Source organism: Brevibacillus invocatus (assembly GCF_003710915.1).
Taxonomy (GTDB): Bacteria; Bacillota; Bacilli; order Brevibacillales; family Brevibacillaceae; genus Brevibacillus; species Brevibacillus invocatus.
The window spans coordinates 226,842-246,591 of sequence record NZ_RHHR01000010.1; the positions used below are offsets into that span (position 1 = coordinate 226,842).

At 48.1% G+C, this 19,750-nt stretch carries 25 protein-coding genes and 1 tRNA gene; 1 reads left to right on the forward strand and 25 read right to left on the reverse strand.

Translation table 11 applies throughout. The annotated features are described in order from the left end of the window. Positions 1-47 precede the first annotated feature (47 nt). The 16 genes from EDM52_RS07120 to EDM52_RS25105 all read right to left on the reverse strand — a co-directional run bounded on the left by EDM52_RS07120 (position 48) and on the right by EDM52_RS25105 (position 11,250). Positions 48-656 (reverse strand): UbiX family flavin prenyltransferase, encoded by a 609-nt coding sequence (locus EDM52_RS07120; protein WP_122908314.1) that lies wholly within the window; start codon positions 654-656, stop codon positions 48-50. Continuing rightward, complete coding sequence (locus tag EDM52_RS07125; RefSeq protein WP_122908315.1) at positions 653-1,522, reverse strand: UbiA-like polyprenyltransferase; 870 nt, start codon at positions 1,520-1,522, stop codon at positions 653-655. The genes EDM52_RS07120 and EDM52_RS07125 overlap by 4 nt, the downstream gene beginning before the upstream one ends. A 45-nt stretch (positions 1,523-1,567) precedes the next feature. Then, entirely contained in the window at positions 1,568-2,290 is a 723-nt protein-coding gene (locus EDM52_RS07130) for a demethylmenaquinone methyltransferase (RefSeq protein WP_122908316.1), read from the reverse strand. 5 nt (positions 2,291-2,295) lie between these two features. Further along, positions 2,296-3,132 (reverse strand): heptaprenyl diphosphate synthase component 1, encoded by an 837-nt coding sequence (locus EDM52_RS07135; protein WP_122908317.1) that lies wholly within the window; start codon positions 3,130-3,132, stop codon positions 2,296-2,298. A gap of 118 nt (positions 3,133-3,250) precedes the next feature. Then, complete coding sequence (locus tag EDM52_RS07140; protein WP_122908318.1) at positions 3,251-3,766, reverse strand: hypothetical protein; 516 nt, start codon at positions 3,764-3,766, stop codon at positions 3,251-3,253. A gap of 69 nt (positions 3,767-3,835) precedes the next feature. Next, positions 3,836-4,066 (reverse strand): trp RNA-binding attenuation protein MtrB, encoded by a 231-nt coding sequence (gene mtrB / locus EDM52_RS07145; protein WP_122908319.1) that lies wholly within the window; start codon positions 4,064-4,066, stop codon positions 3,836-3,838. Between the two features lie 49 nt (positions 4,067-4,115). Further along, positions 4,116-4,787 (reverse strand): lytic transglycosylase domain-containing protein, encoded by a 672-nt coding sequence (locus EDM52_RS07150; RefSeq protein ID WP_122908320.1) that lies wholly within the window; start codon positions 4,785-4,787, stop codon positions 4,116-4,118. A gap of 149 nt (positions 4,788-4,936) precedes the next feature. Beyond that, a tRNA-Pro gene (locus EDM52_RS07155) sits at positions 4,937-5,013 on the reverse strand. 146 nt (positions 5,014-5,159) lie between these two features. Continuing rightward, a complete protein-coding gene (locus EDM52_RS07160; protein WP_122908321.1) occupies positions 5,160-6,476 on the reverse strand; it encodes a hypothetical protein in 1,317 nt (438 codons plus the stop codon). 164 nt (positions 6,477-6,640) lie between these two features. Further along, complete coding sequence (gene folE, locus EDM52_RS07165; RefSeq protein WP_122908322.1) at positions 6,641-7,204, reverse strand: GTP cyclohydrolase I FolE; 564 nt, start codon at positions 7,202-7,204, stop codon at positions 6,641-6,643. 268 nt (positions 7,205-7,472) lie between these two features. Beyond that, complete coding sequence (locus EDM52_RS07170) at positions 7,473-7,745, reverse strand: HU family DNA-binding protein (RefSeq protein ID WP_005831316.1); 273 nt, start codon at positions 7,743-7,745, stop codon at positions 7,473-7,475. A gap of 240 nt (positions 7,746-7,985) precedes the next feature. Next, on the reverse strand, positions 7,986-9,464 hold the full coding sequence (gene spoIVA, locus EDM52_RS07175; protein WP_122908545.1) for a stage IV sporulation protein A: 1,479 nt from the start codon (positions 9,462-9,464) through the stop codon (positions 7,986-7,988). Positions 9,465-9,642: 178 nt separating this feature from the next. After that, positions 9,643-10,374 (reverse strand): hypothetical protein, encoded by a 732-nt coding sequence (locus EDM52_RS07180; RefSeq protein ID WP_122908323.1) that lies wholly within the window; start codon positions 10,372-10,374, stop codon positions 9,643-9,645. 21 nt (positions 10,375-10,395) lie between these two features. Continuing rightward, positions 10,396-10,737, reverse strand: coding sequence for a 2Fe-2S iron-sulfur cluster-binding protein (locus EDM52_RS07185; RefSeq protein ID WP_122908546.1), 342 nt, complete (start codon positions 10,735-10,737; stop codon positions 10,396-10,398). A 15-nt stretch (positions 10,738-10,752) separates the two neighbouring features. Next, complete coding sequence (locus EDM52_RS07190; protein WP_122908324.1) at positions 10,753-11,049, reverse strand: 2Fe-2S iron-sulfur cluster-binding protein; 297 nt, start codon at positions 11,047-11,049, stop codon at positions 10,753-10,755. A 12-nt stretch (positions 11,050-11,061) separates the two neighbouring features. Next, complete coding sequence (locus EDM52_RS25105; protein WP_122908325.1) at positions 11,062-11,250, reverse strand: DUF2768 family protein; 189 nt, start codon at positions 11,248-11,250, stop codon at positions 11,062-11,064. Positions 11,251-11,384: 134 nt separating this feature from the next. On the opposite strand from EDM52_RS25105, the gene EDM52_RS07200 reads away from it, so the two are divergent. Next, on the forward strand, positions 11,385-11,873 hold the full coding sequence (locus EDM52_RS07200; RefSeq protein ID WP_122908326.1) for a hypothetical protein: 489 nt from the start codon (positions 11,385-11,387) through the stop codon (positions 11,871-11,873). A 119-nt stretch (positions 11,874-11,992) separates the two neighbouring features. Here the strand turns inward: EDM52_RS07200 and EDM52_RS07205 are convergent, their stop codons facing one another. The 9 genes from EDM52_RS07205 to rpsA all read right to left on the reverse strand — a co-directional run bounded on the left by EDM52_RS07205 (position 11,993) and on the right by rpsA (position 19,592). After that, positions 11,993-12,262 (reverse strand): stage VI sporulation protein F, encoded by a 270-nt coding sequence (locus tag EDM52_RS07205; RefSeq protein WP_122908327.1) that lies wholly within the window; start codon positions 12,260-12,262, stop codon positions 11,993-11,995. A 71-nt stretch (positions 12,263-12,333) separates the two neighbouring features. Then, positions 12,334-13,389, reverse strand: a complete 1,056-nt coding sequence (locus EDM52_RS07210) for an NAD(P)H-dependent glycerol-3-phosphate dehydrogenase (RefSeq protein WP_122908328.1) — start codon at positions 13,387-13,389, stop codon at positions 12,334-12,336. Positions 13,390-13,424: 35 nt separating this feature from the next. Then, complete coding sequence (plsY, locus tag EDM52_RS07215) at positions 13,425-14,030, reverse strand: glycerol-3-phosphate 1-O-acyltransferase PlsY (RefSeq protein WP_122908329.1); 606 nt, start codon at positions 14,028-14,030, stop codon at positions 13,425-13,427. A gap of 16 nt (positions 14,031-14,046) precedes the next feature. Further along, on the reverse strand, positions 14,047-15,360 hold the full coding sequence (gene der, locus EDM52_RS07220; protein ID WP_122908330.1) for a ribosome biogenesis GTPase Der: 1,314 nt from the start codon (positions 15,358-15,360) through the stop codon (positions 14,047-14,049). Positions 15,361-15,414: 54 nt separating this feature from the next. Next, positions 15,415-15,597 carry a capping complex subunit for YIEGIA gene (locus EDM52_RS07225; protein ID WP_122908331.1) on the reverse strand — a complete coding sequence of 61 codons (183 nt, stop codon included), beginning with the start codon at positions 15,595-15,597 and terminating at the stop codon, positions 15,415-15,417. 3 nt (positions 15,598-15,600) lie between these two features. Further along, on the reverse strand, positions 15,601-16,506 hold the full coding sequence (locus EDM52_RS07230; protein ID WP_122908547.1) for a YIEGIA family protein: 906 nt from the start codon (positions 16,504-16,506) through the stop codon (positions 15,601-15,603). A gap of 8 nt (positions 16,507-16,514) precedes the next feature. After that, on the reverse strand, positions 16,515-17,150 hold the full coding sequence (locus tag EDM52_RS07235; protein WP_122908332.1) for a YphA family membrane protein: 636 nt from the start codon (positions 17,148-17,150) through the stop codon (positions 16,515-16,517). An 87-nt stretch (positions 17,151-17,237) separates the two neighbouring features. Next, positions 17,238-18,290: a type 2 isopentenyl-diphosphate Delta-isomerase gene (gene fni / locus EDM52_RS07240; RefSeq protein ID WP_122908333.1), complete on the reverse strand. Its 1,053-nt coding sequence runs from the start codon at positions 18,288-18,290 to the stop codon at positions 17,238-17,240. Positions 18,291-18,422: 132 nt separating this feature from the next. Next, entirely contained in the window at positions 18,423-19,592 is a 1,170-nt protein-coding gene (gene rpsA, locus EDM52_RS07245) for a 30S ribosomal protein S1 (protein ID WP_122908334.1), read from the reverse strand. Between the last annotated feature and the right edge of the window lie 158 nt (positions 19,593-19,750).

Consider the following 19,750-nt stretch of genomic DNA (forward strand, 5'->3'; position numbering starts at 1 on the left):
AGCTCTCGTGTAACGAAGGAAATCTCATGCTCGTAATACCTGAAGGATTACAGGGATTCCGGCTCCCCCCACCGTCTGAACAGAGCATGTGGAACATCAAGAGCGTCCAGTGCCTTGCCTACTACAAAATGGATGAGGTCATCCATCGTCTGCGGCTTCTGGTAAAAGCCTGGCATGGCGGGCAGAATCTTTACTCCGAGACGACTCAATTTCAGCATGTTTTCCAGCTGTATGGCGTTCAACGGAGTCTCACGCGGTACCAGGACGAGTCGCCGCCCCTCCTTCAACATCACGTCTGCCACACGTTCCAGCAGGTTGCCGGAAGCGCCGTGCGCGATACCGGAGAGCGTACCCATCGAGCAAGGCACCACAATCATTCCATCACAGCGATACGATCCGCTGGCAGCTGGACAATTGAAATCCCGCATCCCCCAATAATGAAGCTCACCCGGAAAATCCTGCTGCAGTTGTTCCCGCAGCAGGGCTTCCCGGTCACTCGTCTCGAAGTCCAATTCATCACGAAACACTTGCCAGCCAGCCTCGGTAATCATCAGATGAACCACATGGCCGGCTCGAAGCAATTCCTGTACCAGGCGAATGCCATAAATAGCGCCACTCGCCCCTGTTATCCCGACAGCCCATTTTTGCTGCGTCATGCGATCACCAAATCAATCATAGTAAAAGTAAACATTACTACACTCAGCACTCCGTTCATATTGAAGAATGCCACATCCAGCTTGGAGAGGTCAGTCGGTTTCACCAAACTATGCTCATAAATGAGGATGGCGCCGGAAATCAGTACCCCGATCAAGAACCAGATTGACAAATCGGCTAAAGCGTAGAGCGATAGCAAGCCAACAAACGTAATGACGTGGCAAATTCTCGCTACCAGCAAAGCATTGGCAATTCCAAAGCGGCTCGGCATGGAGAACAAGCCTTCTTTGCGGTCGAAATCTGCATCCTGACAAGCATAGATAATGTCAAAGCCCGCTGTCCAGAACAAAACGGAAGCAAACAGCAATAGTCCGGTTACATCTACTTGTCCAGTAGTTGCGACCCAGCCACCCAGCGGACCAAAGCCGATCGCCACACCCAAGACAAAGTGACAGAGCCAGGTAAAGCGCTTGGTATACGAATACAAAACGAGTACAAAAACAGCCAATGGCAAAAGTTTAACTGCCAGATCATTCAATTGGAAGGCTGCAATAAAAAGTACGATGAAAGAAACAACAATGAATAACAGTACCTCGAGTACGGAAATCAATCCAGCCGGTATCGCACGCGTGGCTGTGCGGGGATTCTTGGCGTCCACGAAGCGGTCAATCAGACGATTGAGCGACATGGCAGCGCTCCTTGCCCCTACCATCGCTACGGTGACCCAAAAAATCTCCATCCAGGTAGGCCAAGTGCCCTCTACTACAATACTACCCAAAACAGCTCCCATAAACGCAAAGGGCAGCGCAAAAATAGAGTGCTCAAATTTTATCATTTCCATAATTATTTTCAATTTACGAAAACCCATGACGTACACTTCCTATCCCCAAAAAGAAATACCTTATGACGAAGACTAGCTTGGCTTTGTTCCCATATGCAAAGCAGCTACTCCGCCCATAAATAATTTGACTTGTACTGGATCCAATCCAGCTTTCTGAAACATTCCGGCCAGCTCTTTGCTGTCAGGAAAGTTGGTCAATGACTGAGGCAGCCATGCATACTGCTCGTACTTATTGATCGCCATTTTCGCAATCACCGGCAAAATGTTGTAAAAGTAAAGATAAAAAAGCTTGCGATACGGAATAAAGGGGGGCTTGGACACTTCCAGTGATACAATTTTCCCGCCTGGCTTGACCACACGCGTCATCTCATTCAATACCGTCTGGATATCAGGTACATTTCGCAATGCAAAGCCGATCGTGGCATAGTCAAACGTGTTGTCCTCGTAGGGCAAATTCATGGCATCCCCGTTTACAAGCTTAACCATGCTGTCCACATTCGATTTGGAGACCTTATAAGCCCCCACATCCAGCATGTTCTGGCTGAAGTCCAAGCCCTCTACTCTTCCCGTAGGTCCCACTGCTTGAGCCAAAGCAATCGTCCAATCAGCAGTTCCACAAGCGACATCCAAAGCTGATTGACCAGGCTGAATATTCATTTGCTTCATCGTATAGTTTCGCCAAGCTACATGGCTGCCGAAACTAATGATGTTGTTCATCTTGTCGTATTCTTCCGCAATGCTTTCAAACACGGAGTGAACGTACTGCGCCTTCTCGTTCATCTGGGTCTGGTTCACTAGGTCTACATCTCCTCAATAACTCGTTTCAGTCGGCTGACCCGATGGCTATAACGAGCGGTAATGGCCGCAAGCATGTTTTGCGCTTCAGCAGGATGCAGATTACGAGCCATCTGTTCACACAATCCGATCATTTCCAAGGCTTTGGTTTCAACTCCGCTTAGCACCTGGGCAAAAGTTGCCCCCGGCTTTTGCAGAAGAAACTTCGAAAACCCCAATGGAATTTGTTCCTGCCATTTCAAGTGCTCCCACTCGCCAATGACACTCTCCACCGTAGCGGTATCCTTCAACAGATGTATCCAAAAGCGACGAATCTCTTCTCGCTCTGCGTATTCTTCCACCATCGCCACATAAAGGCCAGTATCAATGGTATTGCGCAGTTCCCAATACTCTTCATCTGATGAAAGCTTGCCATCTCGACCAGCAACATAAAGCTTCATCTTGGCTTCATTCACTCGCTGAACCGCTCCTGACAAAACCTCAACGGCTTTGATCTCACCTGACTCCGCCAACAATTGATAGTAGCGAGCACTGTAATAATCCCCTGCGAGTACAGTCAATTGTCGATTCCGTTCTGCCACTTCTGTTTGTTCGTAGGTGTTTTTTACTTGTTCATGCATGTCCAATCCCAGTTGGACGAGCCCAGTCGCTGTGCAGAGTACCGAAGCGCGTTCCTTGGTCATCCCTTGCTCCAATAGGAAAAGATACAAGAGGGCAAGTCGACTCTCCGAAATGGAGGGAACGTCAACGTATTTTTCTACATAGGATTGGGTGGTTCGCTTGTAGATCTGTTCGATGATGGAACGAACTACATCTACAGTTGGAGTATGTTCTTTGCTCATGCGTCCTCCTCCACTAGCTGTACACAACCTGATGTCTTTCGCCTGTTTCGTACACTTCTGTTTTTTCGTGCTGCCCGGTCAAAAAGGCCGTCTTTACCATCATAACACACTTCGTTCCTTAGGGACTAATTCTCTCGTAAAAATAAGGATCAATCCGTATCGGAAACGAATTTTTCACAAACCCTTCTATCTCATCCACCTCAGTCAATACCTCCGTTTGCTTTGCATGCGACTGTCGATCTGTCTGGATTGCTACCAGCAGCCGGTTGCCGTTCAATAAATCGCTTTCCTCTAACAAGCGGAAGTAGACTTGATTTACATTGTAAGTAAGGGAAAACAAGTCATGTGCCAGATTGTAAAAGTCCTGATAAACAAAAGGAAGCTGGACATTTTGTCCCGGCTTTACGGCCAAATCTACATAAATCGAGGCATGATCCCATTTGATACGCTTAATATTATAATGTGTCGATACCGTTGTAAATAAATCAAGCATATTTCGCTCTGTCATTTGAAACGGTTGGGAAGGCTGGAATGTAGCCAGGTCGGTCTGTTTCCATCGATCAACCGGGACGAGCGAAAGCAACAAGGCCAATAATGAAGATACCGCGATAGCCAACAAGAGTCTGCGTGGCATAGACATCCCTCCTCTTCATCATTGTACAAACAAAAAAAGCAGGCTATGCCTGCTTTCCCAACTCTTCCGTTATTCTGCTGTGTCAATCGTACCATGCTCTGAGTAGATGACCGCTTTACCGCGCACTTTGATCGCGGAGGTATGCTCGGTAAATTGAAAGATCATCACTTCACCTTTGTCCAGCTTTTCAGTGTGATGGAACCGTGTATCAGAACCCCGTGTCAGGCCAATCACATGTACGCCATTCTCTTTCGCCTTTACGATGACGTAATCTTGATGAGGATTGGGTGTTTGCGACATATCCTGTCCTCCTTGTTTATACCATGTGTCTCTATGATGTCCTGAAAACCTATAGACGGTTCAAGATTTTGTCTACGTAACGTTGTGTCTCCTGTGGAAGCTGGGAATAATGCTCTCTCAACTCTTCGTCGTTGGTAATACCCAAATTGCTCACGCGTGTCGGTCCAGCATTATAGGCTGCCAATGCGACACCAACATTTCCATCAAAACGATCCAGGAGTGATTTCAGATACTTGGTTCCGCCCGCAAGGTTTTCATCAGGATCGTATACATTGCGGACGTGCATAGCTTGTGCTGTTCTGTCCATGAGCTGCATCAAACCTTTGGCTCCCGCACCAGAAACAGCATTGGGATTAAAATTCGACTCCGCTCTAACCACTTCACGAATCAAATCTTCATCCACGCCATGAGAGCTTGCCATACGGCTGATTTTCTCAAGGATTGTCTGTACGGGAATATCATGATCCTTCCCCGCAGATGTCGGGTACGAAGTATAGGTATCATATTCGGAATCACCCTGCAAAAAGGACCATTGATTCGTACCATCAAGCCTGAATTCGATTTCTTGGGCGGAAATCACTCGCTGTCCAGCTGCCACTTCTGCTTGCAAGATATCGGCAAACAAAACATCATCGGAAGTAGATGCGTCGGCTTGGGACGCGGTAGAATCAAAATTTTGTAGCTGGTACAAATATGGCTGCAACGATACCGGCATCTTCATCACTACAAACAATCCCTTCCTACTTGTATCATCCTTCTATTATAAAAAAGAAATTTCAGGAAGCCAATAGTGTATTTTTTTATGACTGTGATCCGTCGTGGCAAGAAAAGAAGCCTGCAATACAGCAGGCTTCTCGATCTTCATGCTTATGGTCGGAATGCAGGGATTCGAACCCTGGACCTCACCCACCCCAAGGGTGCGCGCTACCGGGCTGCGCCACATCCCGAAGTTGCTTACTATCACTTAGCTTACATGGATTATTATACCGTAGAGCAGCACACCCTGCAAGACAAAGAGTGAAATTATGGCGTATTTTTTCACCATATTGAAATCACGATCACCCATGAGCTACCAGGACGATCGTGATATTGTTTACCAATCTGAGGTTTCCAGCCATTCCCCCGATGCAGCATTCATAGAGCGGCTTTCCGCATGAAAAGCAGGGACGAAGACGAGTTTTGCCTGCTCAGCTTTTGGTGAATCGACTTCCGGGAAAATATAGTGCAATTCGATCGGCATCGCTTCCAGCCACTTTTCTTTTGCCGCTTCCTTGGCGACCACAGCAGCTGTAGCTGCGAGATGCCATTCAAACGAACGCGTAGTAAACTTTGAGAGCACATTGTCTTCTCGTTCGAACTCCATGCTCAAGATTGGCTTTGCTGCGCGCACCCCGTTGTGGATTGGAAACACATCCAGTTGATACCCTACAGTGTCATCTGATCTTCGGTTGTCCTCATTGAGATAGCGCTCGCGAAGCAAATACTCCCCTTTCTTCATGTGAACAAAATCCTCCAGGAACTGGAGTGCTCGCTTTTTGGCCTCGGTACGTGTAGTAGTAAATCGCGGAAGGGTAGGCTCTTCTCGCTCATCCGTCTGAATGGATAGCAGTTCGCCCGTTTTTTCATCCAAAAAGAGAGTGATTGTGCTGGCTCCATCCGTAGCCGTATAAGATGTTGTCGCTGCCTCATCCGGATGGACAGTCCGTGAAGTGGATACTTTCAAACCAGCCTCTTGAAGACCAGCATAAGTGCTGGACAGCTTCTTCACTTTCTCGACAGTCAAGGAGCTAGGTTCTTTGTCCTCTTTTAGTGTCAGCAATTCGTCGCTATAGTGATACGTCAACGCTATGGCTTCTCCTGTTTTCGCATCAATTCCACGATAGGGAGATGCAGCATACTGAAGTACGCCGTTTTCGTCATCTAGCACCAGCTCCAATGCGAGCTGATCAGCAAACGCTCGCTTGGCTTGCTCAAGAGCAATGATCCCTGAAGCGGACGGCAGACGGTCAATATTGATAGCGTGATCCACCCAGCGGAATGAGCGAATTTGTCCTGAAGATTCGATCATGACATAGGCTACTTCATCTTCCACTGTGATTCCATTCACGATGGGATAGAGGGGAACTTTAACCACACGACTGGCATGAGAATTTGTGTCCTTTCCTGCAGCCATCGTACCTCCGAGTACTTCTTCGGCAAAATCAGCCGCTGCTCGGAGTGCCTGATTTTTATCTAATGTGCTGTCCTTCCCCTCATCCTTCCAAGCGAGGTCAAGCTGCTCCAGCTTTCCTCCTTTTGAGAGATTCATGTAGACAGCCTGAGGGGTCGTCTTGCGCGAATATTCATCCGACTTCAGATCAATATGGATCTGCCAGGTGTCACCACCTTCGCTCGTGATCTGTACAGTCACCGGAATGTCCTCCATCGAGAAAAATTCCACTGCATCTTCTACGAGTTGTTTCGCCTTTGGATTCCTTATTTCACCATCATTTATCTGTAAAAAAACACTTCTCATTACGGCTCGAATGTCCCTGAGAAGTGTTTTTTTGCATGTCAGTCTGGTGTTGTACGCAATTACACGCGAATAAGGCTGAACACTTCTGCCCTCGCAGCAGCGTCTTTTTCAAAGATTCCCCGTACAGCAGACGTGATGGTCTTGGAGCCGGGCTTCTTGATCCCTCGCATCGTCATGCACATATGCTCTGCCTCTACGACGACAACTACGCCGTGAGGGTCAAGCTTGCGCATCATGGCGTCTGCTACAGTAGCGGTGATGCGCTCCTGAAGCTGGGGACGTTTGGCCACCGTATCCACGGCGCGTGCCAGTTTACTCAAGCCAACGACACGTCCACCGCGCGGGATGTAGGCCACATGTGCCTTTCCAAAGAAGGGCACCAGGTGATGTTCACACATCGAATAAAAAGGAATATCCTTGACGAGAACCATCTCTTCATGGTCCTCGCTAAAAACAGTCTCAAAGTATACCTCTTCGTTAATGTGCATTCCTTCAAATACTTCTGCATACATTTTCGCAACCCGTTTTGGCGTATCCAGCAATCCTTCCCGATCCGGGTTATCACCTACAGCCTCCAAAATCATACGGACAGCCTGTTGAATTTTTTCCAAATCGACGTTCATATTAAACCTCCTACCTACTGGCCCTAGTTACTCGATCTATGTTCCGGCACGAGCCCTATTTTCATTCGTGTGAGTGGTTGAATCTGTCAAAAGCAAACAAGCCAATCTTACCATAATACGCTGCAAAAAACAAAATGCTCGTGTGCAACTTGTACAGGAAGTCGCACTTTCCGTGACATTCTGAAAATAACTGCATGGATAAGAAAAAAACCCACATTACGAGAATGTGGGTTTTTTTATGTAAGTGGTTCGTTATTATACATAACGATTACTTGATGGAGTCTTTGAGTTGTTTACCTGGTTTGAACGCAGGTACTTTGCTGGAAGCGATTTCGATCTCTTCTCCTGTTTGTGGGTTACGACCTTTACGAGCCGCACGCTCACGAACTTCGAAGTTACCGAAGCCGATAAGTTGGACTTTGTCACCCGTTTTCAGTGCGTCAGCAATTGCATCCAGTACAGCATCAACTGCTTTTGTCGCATCTTTTTTGGTGAGTTCAGTGGTTTCAGCCACTTTTGCAATCAGTTCTGTTTTGTTCATTCTTGTTCACCTCCCCTCAAAGAACTCCACAAGTCCTAGCTATTATTTTTCTTAACCGAAATGCGTTGTTTTATACACGATTGGTTGTTTTTACCGATCTGACAAGCTTATAGTAATACACAGATTTCTGAAATTCAAGTACCTCCTGTCGAAATTGAACGAAATACAAGAAAAAAAGGCTCCCCATCAGTACGGGAGCCCCATTCTTTCCTGCGTTATCTAGTTCCATTTTCCTACGTTTTACAGTATGATCGCGATCAGTCCGCCAGAGCCTTCATTGATGATACGCCCCAAGGTTTCCTGCAGTTTGTATCTCGCATTGTCCGGCATCATGGTGATTTTTCCTTGAATTCCTTCTCGGACGATCGAGTGCAGGGATCTGCCGAAAATATCGGAATTCCAAATCGACAACGGATCTTTGTCGAAATCTTGCATCAGGTACCGAACCAGTTCTTCGCTTTGCTTTTCTGTACCGATGATTGGCGCAAACTCCGATTCCACATCTACTCTGATCATATGAATGGATGGAGCGGTTGCCTTCAGCCTGACACCAAAGCGAGGGCCTTGACGGATGAGTTCAGGTTCGTCCAAGGTCATCTCATGCAACGACGGAGCCGCAATGCCATAGCCTGTGCTCCGGACCATATGCAGCGCTTCCGCTACCTGATCGTATTCCCGCTTGGCATGGGAGAATTCCTGCATGATTTTCAGCAAATGATCCTTGCCGCTGATCTCGACACCCACGATCTCCACCAAGATGCGATCATAGAGCTCATCCGGTGCGTAAAGATCGATTTCAGCTATCCCTTGGCCCATATGCATGCCTGCAAGGGACGCTCGCTCCACGAAGTCATACTCGTTGAAGAAACCGACGACACGGTCCACATCGCGTAACCGGCGTATATCCTGCACAGTCTCTCGTACGGCTTCTTCGTAGTTTTGACGGAGCCAGTGCCCATTCTCAAGCACCATGACCCAGCTGGGCAGATTGACGTTTACTTCATGTACAGGGAATTCAAACAGAACTTCCCTCATGAGAAGCAGGATTTCTTGTTCGGTCATGTGATCAACTGACAGTGCGACGACCGGAACATCGTATTTTTCCTGCAGCTGAGCACGCAGATTTTGGGCTTCATCAGATCGTGGACGCGTCGAGTTGACGACAATCACAAAAGGCTTCCCAACTTCCTTGAGCTCGTTGACAACCCGCTCTTCCGCATCAATGTAACCTACACGGGGAATTTCCGCGATGCTGCCATCCGTTGTAACCACAATTCCAATCGTGGAGTGTTCCTGGATGACTTTGCGGGTACCTACTTCTGCTGCTTCTTCGAATGGAACAGGCTCTTCGTACCAAGGTGTGTTCACCATTCTCGGCCCGTTGTCATCCTCAAATCCTTTTGCACCCTGAACCGTATATCCCACGCAGTCAACGAGGCGGACGTTGATGCTGAGCCCTTCGGTTACGTGTACATTGACAGCCTGGTTTGGAACAAATTTCGGCTCTGTCGTCATGATTGTTCGGCCGGACGCACTTTGCGGCAATTCGTCCGTAGCGCGAATCCGTTCGGCCTCTGATTGAATATTGGGGATGACGACCTGCTCCATAAATCGCTTGATAAATGTGGATTTCCCTGTACGCACAGGCCCTACAACGCCTAGGTAGATATCTCCGCCTGTCCGTTCGGCTATGTCTTTAAAGATGTCAACTCGTTCCACCATCGATGACCTCCTTCTATTTGTCTATTTTTACACTATGACCGTTTTTCCGAATTATCCCTGACCGCCAGTATTTTCCCGGGAACCTCGTACTAGTTTCGTGGACAGTACAAATATATGTGAGTATGGGAGAACTAGAACAAAAAAACGACTCTTTTTTAGAGTCGTTTTGATCGGATCAATGTAATTTCAGGAGTTTTGGCTGATCGCCTACCATCGTATATGGGAACGATTTAGCCGGAACGAAGTTGGATTCCCTCGCCATGACATATCGCGGATCCGTTCTTTCTTGCACGGTCGCCTTGCTCTCTCTCAGAACGGTAGCAATGTCGATGGCGTAATCAATTCCTACATCTCCTTTTCCATTCATCACGAGTGGTAAAAGGTATGTACCTGCTGTACCTGGTACTTGTGTTTCTTTCATGCCAATTTTTCCAAAATCAATAGAGAAATATCCATCCCCGATGTCTGCTTTGATCGGCAGCTCATTGTCGTTGTTGTATTGATACGAATGAACCGCTCGTTGGACATCGGCTACCGTACTGATAGAGCTCAAGTGGATTAATCTCACAGTCGGGTTGGTCTCTACGTCAATCAGCACATACTTGAATACGCCGCCTTTTTCAAAGGAGTTTCCAGGGACATCCGGCATGTACTTCGGAATCAGTTTGTGAAAATCGATCTCGTACTTTTCGAAGATCGGCGTGTCTAAATCTTTTGTGACAATAGGCAGAACCGATGTATCCTGCCTGAATTGATCAATCGCTTTTTGCGTTGCTTCTAGAAAAAATGCGCTCGGCATCTGGTTCTCTGCTCGCCTTTCATCCGGATACAAACATCCTGAAAGCATCACAGACAAAAGCGTCAAGCAAACAAGCAACGGATGCCATTTACGCAACGAATACTCCATCTTCCCTATACACCTCTTGCTTCAATCTTCATTTTCTTCTTGCTGCCGCAGCAAAGCAGCTTGCACGACGGACTTCAAACGGCTCTCCGGTATACGTACCGTACAGTCTTTTTGTGTGACCTTGGCTTGACACCCTAGACGTATACCCTGTTCCAGATCGTTCTCTGCCAGCTTACGTACCTCCAGAGCGGTTGGAGGGGATAATTCTCCCTGCTCCAGCACGACCTTGCACATCAGACAGGAAGCGTGTCCACCGCATCGTTGAGGTATCACCACGCGAGCAGATCCAGCTACGCTGACAAGAGTCTGTCCCTGTCTCGCCTTTACGGTTTTGCCTGATGGTAAAAACGTTACTTTACTCATGAACCAATGTCCCAATCAATATGGCCGATGAGCGAGCGTCACATCGCCATCCTTGACGATCTGAACCTGGCACCCCAGCCTGTATCCTTCAGCTCGTTCTGCTTTGCGCAGACGCAGCTTTTCTTCCTTCGTCACTTCATTCAGTGCTTCTGCTCCTTCGATTACCAAAGTGCGACATTGTGCACATACGCCTCGTTGGCAAGCATATCCCCAGACGACTTTATGCTTTTTGGCCAATTCAACGATCGACTTGTTGGTCTCTACAGGCAACGTATGGCTACCCGATCGGCTTTGCAAGGTTAGCTGCGCCATAACTCCCTCTCCTTATACAAACATAACCACTAAGATTAACACAAAAATGACAAGCAACATCAAAAAGCCCACCGTTCTGAGTACGAAACGAAGCCAGGCATTTTGGGTCTTCCTGGAAAAAAGCATCATGAAATTGCAGACGAACATCAATGCGATAGCGACAAATGAGATGTTCATCTTCGTAATAGGATCAATATACATCTAGACTACAGCATCCTTTGCTTTTTTGGTTTTATTATACCATACTTCACCATCCTGCACCTGACGGATGCGAACCACCTTCTAGACGTTCGCATAGACTATCGTGATGAATTCGCCCATTGGAGGGATGGCAGATGAGCAGCAATCGTAAATGGCGAAATCCATATGCACCCATTCCTAGCAAGAAACTAAACGACCAGGCAACCGAGGTGTCCCTTGCCGTCACACCCAAAAAAGTCGTGCCCGCCACAGCTGACCTGCGCACTTCCGTGTCCAAGATGCGCAATAATATTAAAGGCATAAGCACAACGATTCGACAAGTGGAAGAGACGATGGACACCCTGTACGGTGCGATGGAGATCTTTGAGAACCTGGGCAAGCGTAATGCCGACAAGCCAGAGACAGCCGAAAAACCAAGCAACAAGCGCAAGGCGGCACCAGAGACTGCCCAAAAAGTCAGTGAATCCTCCGAGCAGGAAGCTGGCAGTGGCGGTGCAAGCAGCAATCCACTGGCCAATATCGACATCGGTCAGTTGCTTGGGTTGTTACAGTCTCCTCTAGTTCAAAATCTTCTGACCCAGACGGTCACAAACAGCGGAAAACAAAGAAAAAAAGAGGGATGATCTCCCTCTTTTTTTCTTGTTTCTGTAGGTCAGCCATGTCCCTGTAGAGCCATGATTGTTCCTAGTCTTACTGTATGACGGTTTTCTCAGCATGTAACGGTCATAATCGCCCATTTCTCTTACTTGAGCAGCTTGCCTAAGGATGAGAGATCTGACAGGTTGATTTCTTTATCCCGGAACATCTGAATGATCTTGTCTTCTTTTTCTGGCGTAAGCGTCTTGCCACTCATCGCGGCCAGCGACTGGATCATTTGACGCAGCTTGGTTTCGTCTTCAAAATCACTTTTCTTAACCGTGCTAGCCAGTGATCGAAGCTTGCTTTCATCCACATGCTCTACGGCTTTGCTCTTCAGACTATCCATGAAACGACGTGAGAAATTGCTGTTCATGCGAAACCTCCTCCTGCCATCTAGGCTTTCACGCTATCTTATGTGCAGGAGCCTAAATGTGTGAGGCGATCTCACTCTGGACGATCTGCATCCGGGTTTAACAGCCCCATCTCATACGTTTTTCCGCGACCCATCAGCTCTTCGACGCCTTGTTTGGCTGTTTTGCCTTCAAACAGAATCCCGTATAGGACTGATGTAATCGGCATCTCTACCTGCTCTCTTTGAGCCAGAGCGTGGGTAGCGTGCGTGGTCCGAACTCCTTCGACAACCATTCCCATCTGCTCCAGCACGTCCTCCAGCTTGTTCCCCTGTCCGAGCATGTAGCCAGCGCGCCAATTTCGACTGTGCTTGCTGGTGCAGGTGGCGATCATGTCCCCAACGCCTGCCAGTCCCAAGAAAGTCAGGGGCATCGCGCCCAGCTTGCTTCCCAAGCGGCTGATTTCAGCAAGCCCTCGCGTCATAAGTGCTGCCTTCGCATTATCGCCATAACCTAAACCATCTGACATTCCTGCGCCGAGTGCAATAATGTTCTTGAGTGCACCAGCGATTTCGGCACCGACCAGATCGGGGTTGGTATAGACGCGAAAATTGGGATTCATCAGCAAATCTTGTGCCCTCAGCATGCTTTCTTCAGAGGCAGATGCGACGACTACAGTCGTTGGCTGTTGAAGAACGACTTCCTCGGCATGACTCGGACCTGTAAGAACAGCCAATCGAGCGGCAATCCCCGGCGAAACCTCCTCGGAAATCACCTCTGACATCCGTTTTAAGCTCTCCAATTCGAACCCTTTTGTCGCATGCAGCAGCAGGACATCAGGCTCAAGATGCGCTGCCAGCTTTTTGCACATGTCTCTCATCGAATGTGAAGGAACAGCTAGAAGCACGATGCGCATCCCCGCAACAGCTTCCTGTATATCCGATGTAGCGACAATATTTTCGGGAAGCGTGATTTCAGGAAGGTATTTTTCATTCCGATGCGTATTGTTGATTTCCTCAGCTGTTTGGGGGTTACGCACCCATAAAATCACCTGATGACCGTTCATCGCCAAAACAGAAGCAAGTGCTGTACCCCAACTCCCAGCGCCGATAACGGCTACCTTTTGAATCAAGAGCGCTCCCTCCAACATTTCATTTTATTTGTACCTTGCTTGTGCTAGCCGGTTTATCCTAGTTTTCGATTGGTTTTATCCCCCAGTTTTCGCTCAGTCCCTGCAAGAAGATTGCGGATATTGTTATGATGGCGAATGTAAGCAAAGACCGTGAGAACCAGGCTGGTCCACAAAAAAGCAATCGGCTTGTCCAGCACAAATATCACGATGGGAAGAATGGTTACCAGAATAAGTGAACCTAGCGATACATAGCGGGTGATCATGATTGTGATCACAGCGGCAATACCACCAATCAAAAAAGCGAGGGGTGAAAAGCCAAGCGCCACACCCAAGGTGGTTGCAATACCTTTTCCCCCGCGAAATCCAAAAAAGATGGGCCAATTGTGACCAGCAATTGCAAACAAGCCTGACACTGCATATGCAAGCGGATCTCCCCCTGTAAGCAGGTGGGTGGTTCCCATCGCTAGCAGGCCTTTCGTCGCGTCCAGCACCAGGACGGCGATCCCAGGTCCTTTGCCCAGTACGCGTAGCGTGTTCGTGGCCCCCATGTTGCCACTCCCCTGCGAACGAATGTCAATTCCCGCTATTTTTTTTGTAATGAGATAGCTAAAACTGATTGATCCAATGAAGTAGCTGATCACCCAGGCTAATAGGACCATGACCCTTTCCCTCTCCCTATGTTTTTTTCCGCGTCCAGATACGCACAGGCGTCCCCTCGAAAACAAACGCCTCACGTATTTTATTCTCTATGTAACGCTCATAGGAGAAATGCATAAGCTCCGGATCATTCACAAACAAGATGAATGTCGGTGGCTTGACTGTTGCTTGTGTCGCATAGTTGATTTTCAAACGCTTTCCTCGATCAGATGGTGGTGGAGTCCGAATCGTGGCATCCGTGACCAGATCGTTCAGAACAGAGGTTGGAACTCGCATGGAGTGCGCTTCCGCTACCTCGTTTACTTTTGGCAGGATGGTATGTACACGCTGCTTGGATTTGGCCGACACGTACATGATCGGTGCGTAATCCAGGTACTTGAATTCTTCCCGGATCAGTTCCGTAAAACGTTGCATCGTTTTATCGTCTTTTTCTACCGCATCCCATTTGTTGACGATAATAATGACACCTCGTCCTGCTTCATGGGCGTAACCGGCAATCTTCTTGTCCTGCTCAATAATTCCTTCTTCTCCGTTGATCAAAACGAGCACAACATCTGAATCCTCGATGGCCCGCATGGCGCGCATCACGCTGTACTTCTCGGTGTTCTCATACACCTTTCCACGCTTGCGCATACCTGCAGTATCCACCAGTATGTAATTTTGCCCGTCGCGTTCAAAAGGTGTATCAATCGCGTCTCGAGTTGTTCCGGCTACATCACTGACAATGACACGCTCTTCACCCAGAATGGCGTTGGTCAAGGATGATTTGCCGACATTGGGACGACCGATAATCGATACGCGAATGATATCATCTCTTGTGTCCTCTTCGTCTGGCGCCGGAAAGCTCTTGACAACCTCCTCCAGCATATCACCGAGTCCCAGACCGTGACTACCAGATATCGGAAACGGCTCGCCCAAACCTAGCGTGTAGAAATCGTAAATATCTGCCCGCATTTCTGGATTATCTACTTTGTTAACGGCAAGGACGATTGGTTTCCCAGTCCGATTCAGCATGCGTGCCAGCTCCAAATCCGCATCGGTCACGCCTGTTCGTCCATCCGTAATCATTACGATGACAGTCGCTTCGTCGATAGCCAGTTCAGCCTGGTAACGCATTTGCGTGAGGATTTCGTCGGTCTCACCAAATTCAATACCGCCGGTGTCAATGACGTGGAAATTATGCGTCAGCCATTCGCCTTTTCCATATAGACGATCACGGGTTACTCCCGGCTGATCTTCCACGATCGCGATTCGCTCGCCAATCAATCTGTTAAATATCGTGGACTTGCCCACGTTGGGTCTCCCCACAATGGCTACCACTGGCAATCCCATAGTTTACAACACTCTCTCTCATTTCTGTTTTTGACTAGCTAATCATACCATACACTACTTATGCCGAACAATGATTAGGGAATCAGCCGTCACTTCATGCACCATACCATCTAATATCTTTTCCAGGGTAAACGCAATTTGCTGCATTTCTTGGTGATCCGCACAAAAAAAGATAGGGGCACCACCCGCTATTCGCTCTCTGTCCATTGTGATGACAGCTAGAATTTCACTAGGCATGCCCTACACCTCCTGCTTGGGAGCTTTTGATTTTTGCGGCATGCGAAAAACGCTTTCCAGAATGGGGACTGCTCCGATCACTGCTATTGCCTGCTCGACATCCTTGACCTGTGGAAGCAGAAAAACCCCCAATCGCCCGGTAGACAGATCTCGCTTTACCAAAGGGGTCAAGGACGGTTCACCTGTGTCCGTATAGACCCCAAGCTGTGTAGCGACATCGTGCAAAATCGCCTGCCTTTGTCCGGGATGCGCAATCGTCACCGTGGCATTGGCATCCTTAGGTGTGAGAATGTAGCCCATCCCTTGCTCACGTATCAGCGTTTGGGAATCTTCTAGCCCGACGTTCATGATGTAGATATCGTCCACGTACAAATCTTTTCCCTCTACACGAACACTCGCTTCCTTAATGTCGACAATCAAGGAAAGTGTCTTTCCGGACATCCATTTTCGCGCAAGGAGCAAGGTGATGATTCCCGCAATAAGCCCTCCCCACCAGTGGAAAAAAATGGCCGCAGAAGTCGTAACCAGAGAACAGAAAATGACCAGGTAATTCCTGCCTTCAAACACCATCGCAATGCCCTCGATGTAAGGACCACCTCTGGGTACCAGCTCTTGTTTGTCAATCTCGCTCAAGGTGGTTCGTTCCATGTTGCGTACATCGCGAAATTGCTGAGCTGCGACAGTCAAAAAAGTGACCGCTGTGTAGTTTTCCTTCAATAAAGCAGGTATGGCTACGGAACCAAGTGCTGCGGCGATCACGCCAAGCGAAACCTGAATGATTTTCCCGTGCGGATATGTCGGGTACTGGCGATAATCTGTACGTAAAAGATGGATCCTGCACAGAATCCCAAAAACAAACCCCATAGTCAGCGGCAATACAAATTCATTTGCAAGCAGTTCTTTCATCAGTCTCGTCATCACCTACGTGCATCGGAATTGGAAGGCTCTATTTGATTCCAACCTATCAAGCGACATACCCACAACCAGATGACACGAAGAATACACCAAAGGGAAAGACTGCTCCACATGAGATCCTGGGCATACTCATCGCCCAGCAAGCAAGTTCCGGACAGCCTCCAGAAATAGAGCGCGTGAATGACGTCAGCCAGAATGAAGGAAAAAAGGAGTGAAAAAAGTTGGGCCACTCCCTTTCTGTTGACAATCGCTACAGCCACCAGACCAATGACTGGTAAAATCAATTGCTCCTCCCAAAACAAGAGGACGGGATCTGTAAAGAACATCCAACGCAGCCAAAAGAGCAGCCAGGCAATCATCACGGAGGCAAGCAAGTGAATGCGGCGACGATCCTTCGGCATTTTTCGATACAACCATCCACACAAGATCAATGGCAATAACGTCCCTGCCAGGCTTACCTGCACAGGTGCAAAGGACAGCGGCCAAAAAGCAAATGAACAGATAAGAAAAACAGTAAGAGCAGCCAACAAGTGCTTTCTGGTTACTTTGAGTTCACGCAAGAGAAGATCCAGACTTCCCATCCAGACGAGGCACAACAGGCTCCATTGGATGAGAATGGCAAGTGTCCCTTCGTTCATGTTCAGCTCCTCAAGATGTGGTTGTCTCCCCAAAGTATGCCTCAACTGTCATCCTTTCATGAGCAAATAGGATGGAAGGGATGGCTACTATCTCTGAGCCAATCCAACCAGATCGATACCGCGCAATCGGGCATAATCCGCAGTTTGTCCCATAATCACCAACGGAAGACCGCGAAATCGATCGGTATTCGCTATTCCAAGCGAGGTCATTGCGATGCGAATTTCATGGTGCCACGCATCCACAGCCTGAAGGCATTCGTCGATTGTTCTTGTTTTGACTAGACGCAGCAAAGCCCCTGCTATCCCTACCGCCTCTGCCCCTAAGGAGAGGGCCTTTGCCACATCCAATCCATGACGAACACCACCTGTTGCCATCACCGACAAATGGCGATTTGCTAGAATACTGGCCTCCAGCAAGCTTTCCACCGTAGAAAGCCCCCAATCATCAAACATCGGCAGAGGCTGACTGCGACGCAGATTTTCCACCTTCGCAAAATTAGTGCCTCCTCGCCCCCCGACATCAATCATCTGAATGCCAATGTCTACTACCAATTTTTGTATGGTATCAGCGGACATCCCGAAGCCCACTTCCTTCACTAGCACAGGGACTGATAACTTATTCTTGATCCTTTGAATTTTTTCCAGATAACCGGAAAAATCCCGATCCCCTTCCGGCATCAACAGCTCTTGCATCACGTTCAGATGAATTTGCAGCGCATTTGCTTCGATCATTTCTACTGCTGCTTGCGCTTGTTCGACGGTTGCTTCCGCTCCAATATTGGCAAAGAGAATTCCATGCGGGTTCTCCTTGCGAACAATCGTGTAGCTCTCTCGGGCGGTTGGATCACGTAGGGCTGCCATTTGTGATCCGACTGCCATTGCCAGCCCTCGTTCTTTGGCAATAATCGCGAGCTTTTGATTAATCTCAGTGGTAGCTGCAGCTCCACCTGTCATGGCATTTATGAAGATCGGTGAAGTTAATCGGAATGGACCAAGATCTGTAACAAGCAAAGTGTTACCATAATGTATATTAGGTAAACTATTAGGGATAAATCGTACATCGTCAAATCCGTTTCTCTGCAAATCGTTCGTGGACAAAGCATGTTGAATGTGATCCATTTTTCGCTGGGATCGATCCATCCGCTCACATTCCTCTCTGTGTAACCTCTTAGCCAGAGCAAACTGATCTAGCACCTGATTCACTCTGACAAGGTAGACCTTCTGAATGAAAAAAGGGACACGCCTTTAGCGTATCCCCTCATCACCTGTACCTTACTTGAACTTGTCTTTCAGATCACCGAACAGTTCGCCCAAAGTAACGCCCATTGGCTGATTGTTTTCTTGTTGGAACTGTTGTTGTTCCTTTTTGCTGGCACGCTCTGCCTGCTCCACACGATCTTCCTCAACAGCGCGAATGCTCAAGCTAATGCGTTGTTCTTGTGGAACAACATCCAGTACCTTCACTTGAACTTCCTGGCCTTCCTTGAGTACTTCACCTGGTGTATTGACACGGCGGTTAGCGATTTGGGAGATGTGTACCAGACCTTCAATTCCTGGAGCCACTTCTACGAATGCACCGAAGGTAACCAGACGTTTTACGGTACCATTCACGATGGAGCCAGCTTTGAAGTCTTCTGCCACATTCGCCCAAGGACCGGCTTGCGTTTCCTTGATGCTCAAGCCGATGCGCTCGTTTTCTTTATCGACTTTCAATACCTTCACTTGTACCTTGTCGCCTTCCTTTACAACATCAGAAGGCTTCTCTACACGGTTCCAAGCCAATTCGGACACGTGAACCAATCCATCCACGCCACCGATGTCCACGAATACACCAAAATCTGTCATACGTTGAACGGTACCTTCCAGTACCTGACCAGGTTTGATGGTATCGAGGATCGATTGTTTTTTCACTTTCACTTCATCTTCCAAAACGGCTTTATGAGAGAGGATGACTTTGTTCTTTTCCTTATCCATCTCTACCACTTTCAGCGTCAGCTCTTTGCCTTTGTAGTCAGCAAAGTCTTCTACGAAGTGGCGCTCCACCATGGAAGCAGGGATAAATCCACGAACGCCCACGTCAACGACAAGACCGCCTTTAACGATCTCTTTCACGGTTGCCGTGATGATTTCGCCGCTCTCCATTTTTTGCTCCAGGTCAGACCATGCGGATTCCATCGCGACCGCTTTTTTGGATACGACCAGTTCTTCCTTTTCATCGTTGAGCTTGATCACGCGAACATCAAAGCTGTCGCCTACAGCTACTTCATCAGAAACTTTTTCCACGTGAAGCGGGGACAGTTCGCTGATCGGGATCAATCCGTCATATTTGTAACCTACATCTACGAGTGCTTGTTTGTCTTCAACTTTGGTAACGGTCGCTTTTACCACATCCCCTACGGAAATGACAGTTGCATCCGTTAAGCTTACGTTTGTTTCTTCCATCTTCAAAAGACCTCCTTCATGCCATCCAGTCCCAACCTATCTGTAAAGTGGTGGATTCCTCCAACCAGTTTGCTAGAAGCGGGAGCATGTATATTTTTAACTGATGCCAAAAAGACATTCAGTTAACTGACGAAGCCATTTAGTTCCAGTTAAAGTTA

What these genes read in the sequence shown, in the direction of transcription:
- EDM52_RS07120 (WP_122908314.1), bottom strand. Translation starts at nt 656, where the DNA reads ATGACGCAGCAAAAATGGGCTGTCGGGATAACAGGGGCGAGTGGCGCT.
- EDM52_RS07125 (WP_122908315.1), bottom strand. Translation starts at nt 1,522, where the DNA reads ATGGGTTTTCGTAAATTGAAAATAATTATGGAAATGATAAAATTTGAG.
- EDM52_RS07135 (WP_122908317.1), bottom strand. Translation starts at nt 3,132, where the DNA reads ATGAGCAAAGAACATACTCCAACTGTAGATGTAGTTCGTTCCATCATC.
- EDM52_RS07140 (WP_122908318.1), bottom strand. Translation starts at nt 3,766, where the DNA reads ATGCCACGCAGACTCTTGTTGGCTATCGCGGTATCTTCATTATTGGCC.
- mtrB (WP_122908319.1), bottom strand. Translation starts at nt 4,066, where the DNA reads ATGTCGCAAACACCCAATCCTCATCAAGATTACGTCATCGTAAAGGCG.
- EDM52_RS07150 (WP_122908320.1), bottom strand. Translation starts at nt 4,787, where the DNA reads ATGAAGATGCCGGTATCGTTGCAGCCATATTTGTACCAGCTACAAAAT.
- folE (WP_122908322.1), bottom strand. Translation starts at nt 7,204, where the DNA reads ATGAACGTCGATTTGGAAAAAATTCAACAGGCTGTCCGTATGATTTTG.
- EDM52_RS07170 (WP_005831316.1), bottom strand. Translation starts at nt 7,745, where the DNA reads ATGAACAAAACAGAACTGATTGCAAAAGTGGCTGAAACCACTGAACTC.
- EDM52_RS07180 (WP_122908323.1), bottom strand. Translation starts at nt 10,374, where the DNA reads ATGGAGTATTCGTTGCGTAAATGGCATCCGTTGCTTGTTTGCTTGACG.
- EDM52_RS07185 (WP_122908546.1), bottom strand. Translation starts at nt 10,737, where the DNA reads ATGAGTAAAGTAACGTTTTTACCATCAGGCAAAACCGTAAAGGCGAGA.
- EDM52_RS07190 (WP_122908324.1), bottom strand. Translation starts at nt 11,049, where the DNA reads ATGGCGCAGCTAACCTTGCAAAGCCGATCGGGTAGCCATACGTTGCCT.
- EDM52_RS25105 (WP_122908325.1), bottom strand. Translation starts at nt 11,250, where the DNA reads ATGTATATTGATCCTATTACGAAGATGAACATCTCATTTGTCGCTATC.
- EDM52_RS07200 (WP_122908326.1), top strand. Translation starts at nt 11,385, where the DNA reads ATGAGCAGCAATCGTAAATGGCGAAATCCATATGCACCCATTCCTAGC.
- EDM52_RS07205 (WP_122908327.1), bottom strand. Translation starts at nt 12,262, where the DNA reads ATGAACAGCAATTTCTCACGTCGTTTCATGGATAGTCTGAAGAGCAAA.
- EDM52_RS07210 (WP_122908328.1), bottom strand. Translation starts at nt 13,389, where the DNA reads ATGTTGGAGGGAGCGCTCTTGATTCAAAAGGTAGCCGTTATCGGCGCT.
- plsY (WP_122908329.1), bottom strand. Translation starts at nt 14,030, where the DNA reads ATGGTCCTATTAGCCTGGGTGATCAGCTACTTCATTGGATCAATCAGT.
- der (WP_122908330.1), bottom strand. Translation starts at nt 15,360, where the DNA reads ATGGGATTGCCAGTGGTAGCCATTGTGGGGAGACCCAACGTGGGCAAG.
- EDM52_RS07225 (WP_122908331.1), bottom strand. Translation starts at nt 15,597, where the DNA reads ATGCCTAGTGAAATTCTAGCTGTCATCACAATGGACAGAGAGCGAATA.
- EDM52_RS07235 (WP_122908332.1), bottom strand. Translation starts at nt 17,150, where the DNA reads ATGAACGAAGGGACACTTGCCATTCTCATCCAATGGAGCCTGTTGTGC.
- fni (WP_122908333.1), bottom strand. Translation starts at nt 18,290, where the DNA reads ATGGATCGATCCCAGCGAAAAATGGATCACATTCAACATGCTTTGTCC.
- rpsA (WP_122908334.1), bottom strand. Translation starts at nt 19,592, where the DNA reads ATGGAAGAAACAAACGTAAGCTTAACGGATGCAACTGTCATTTCCGTA.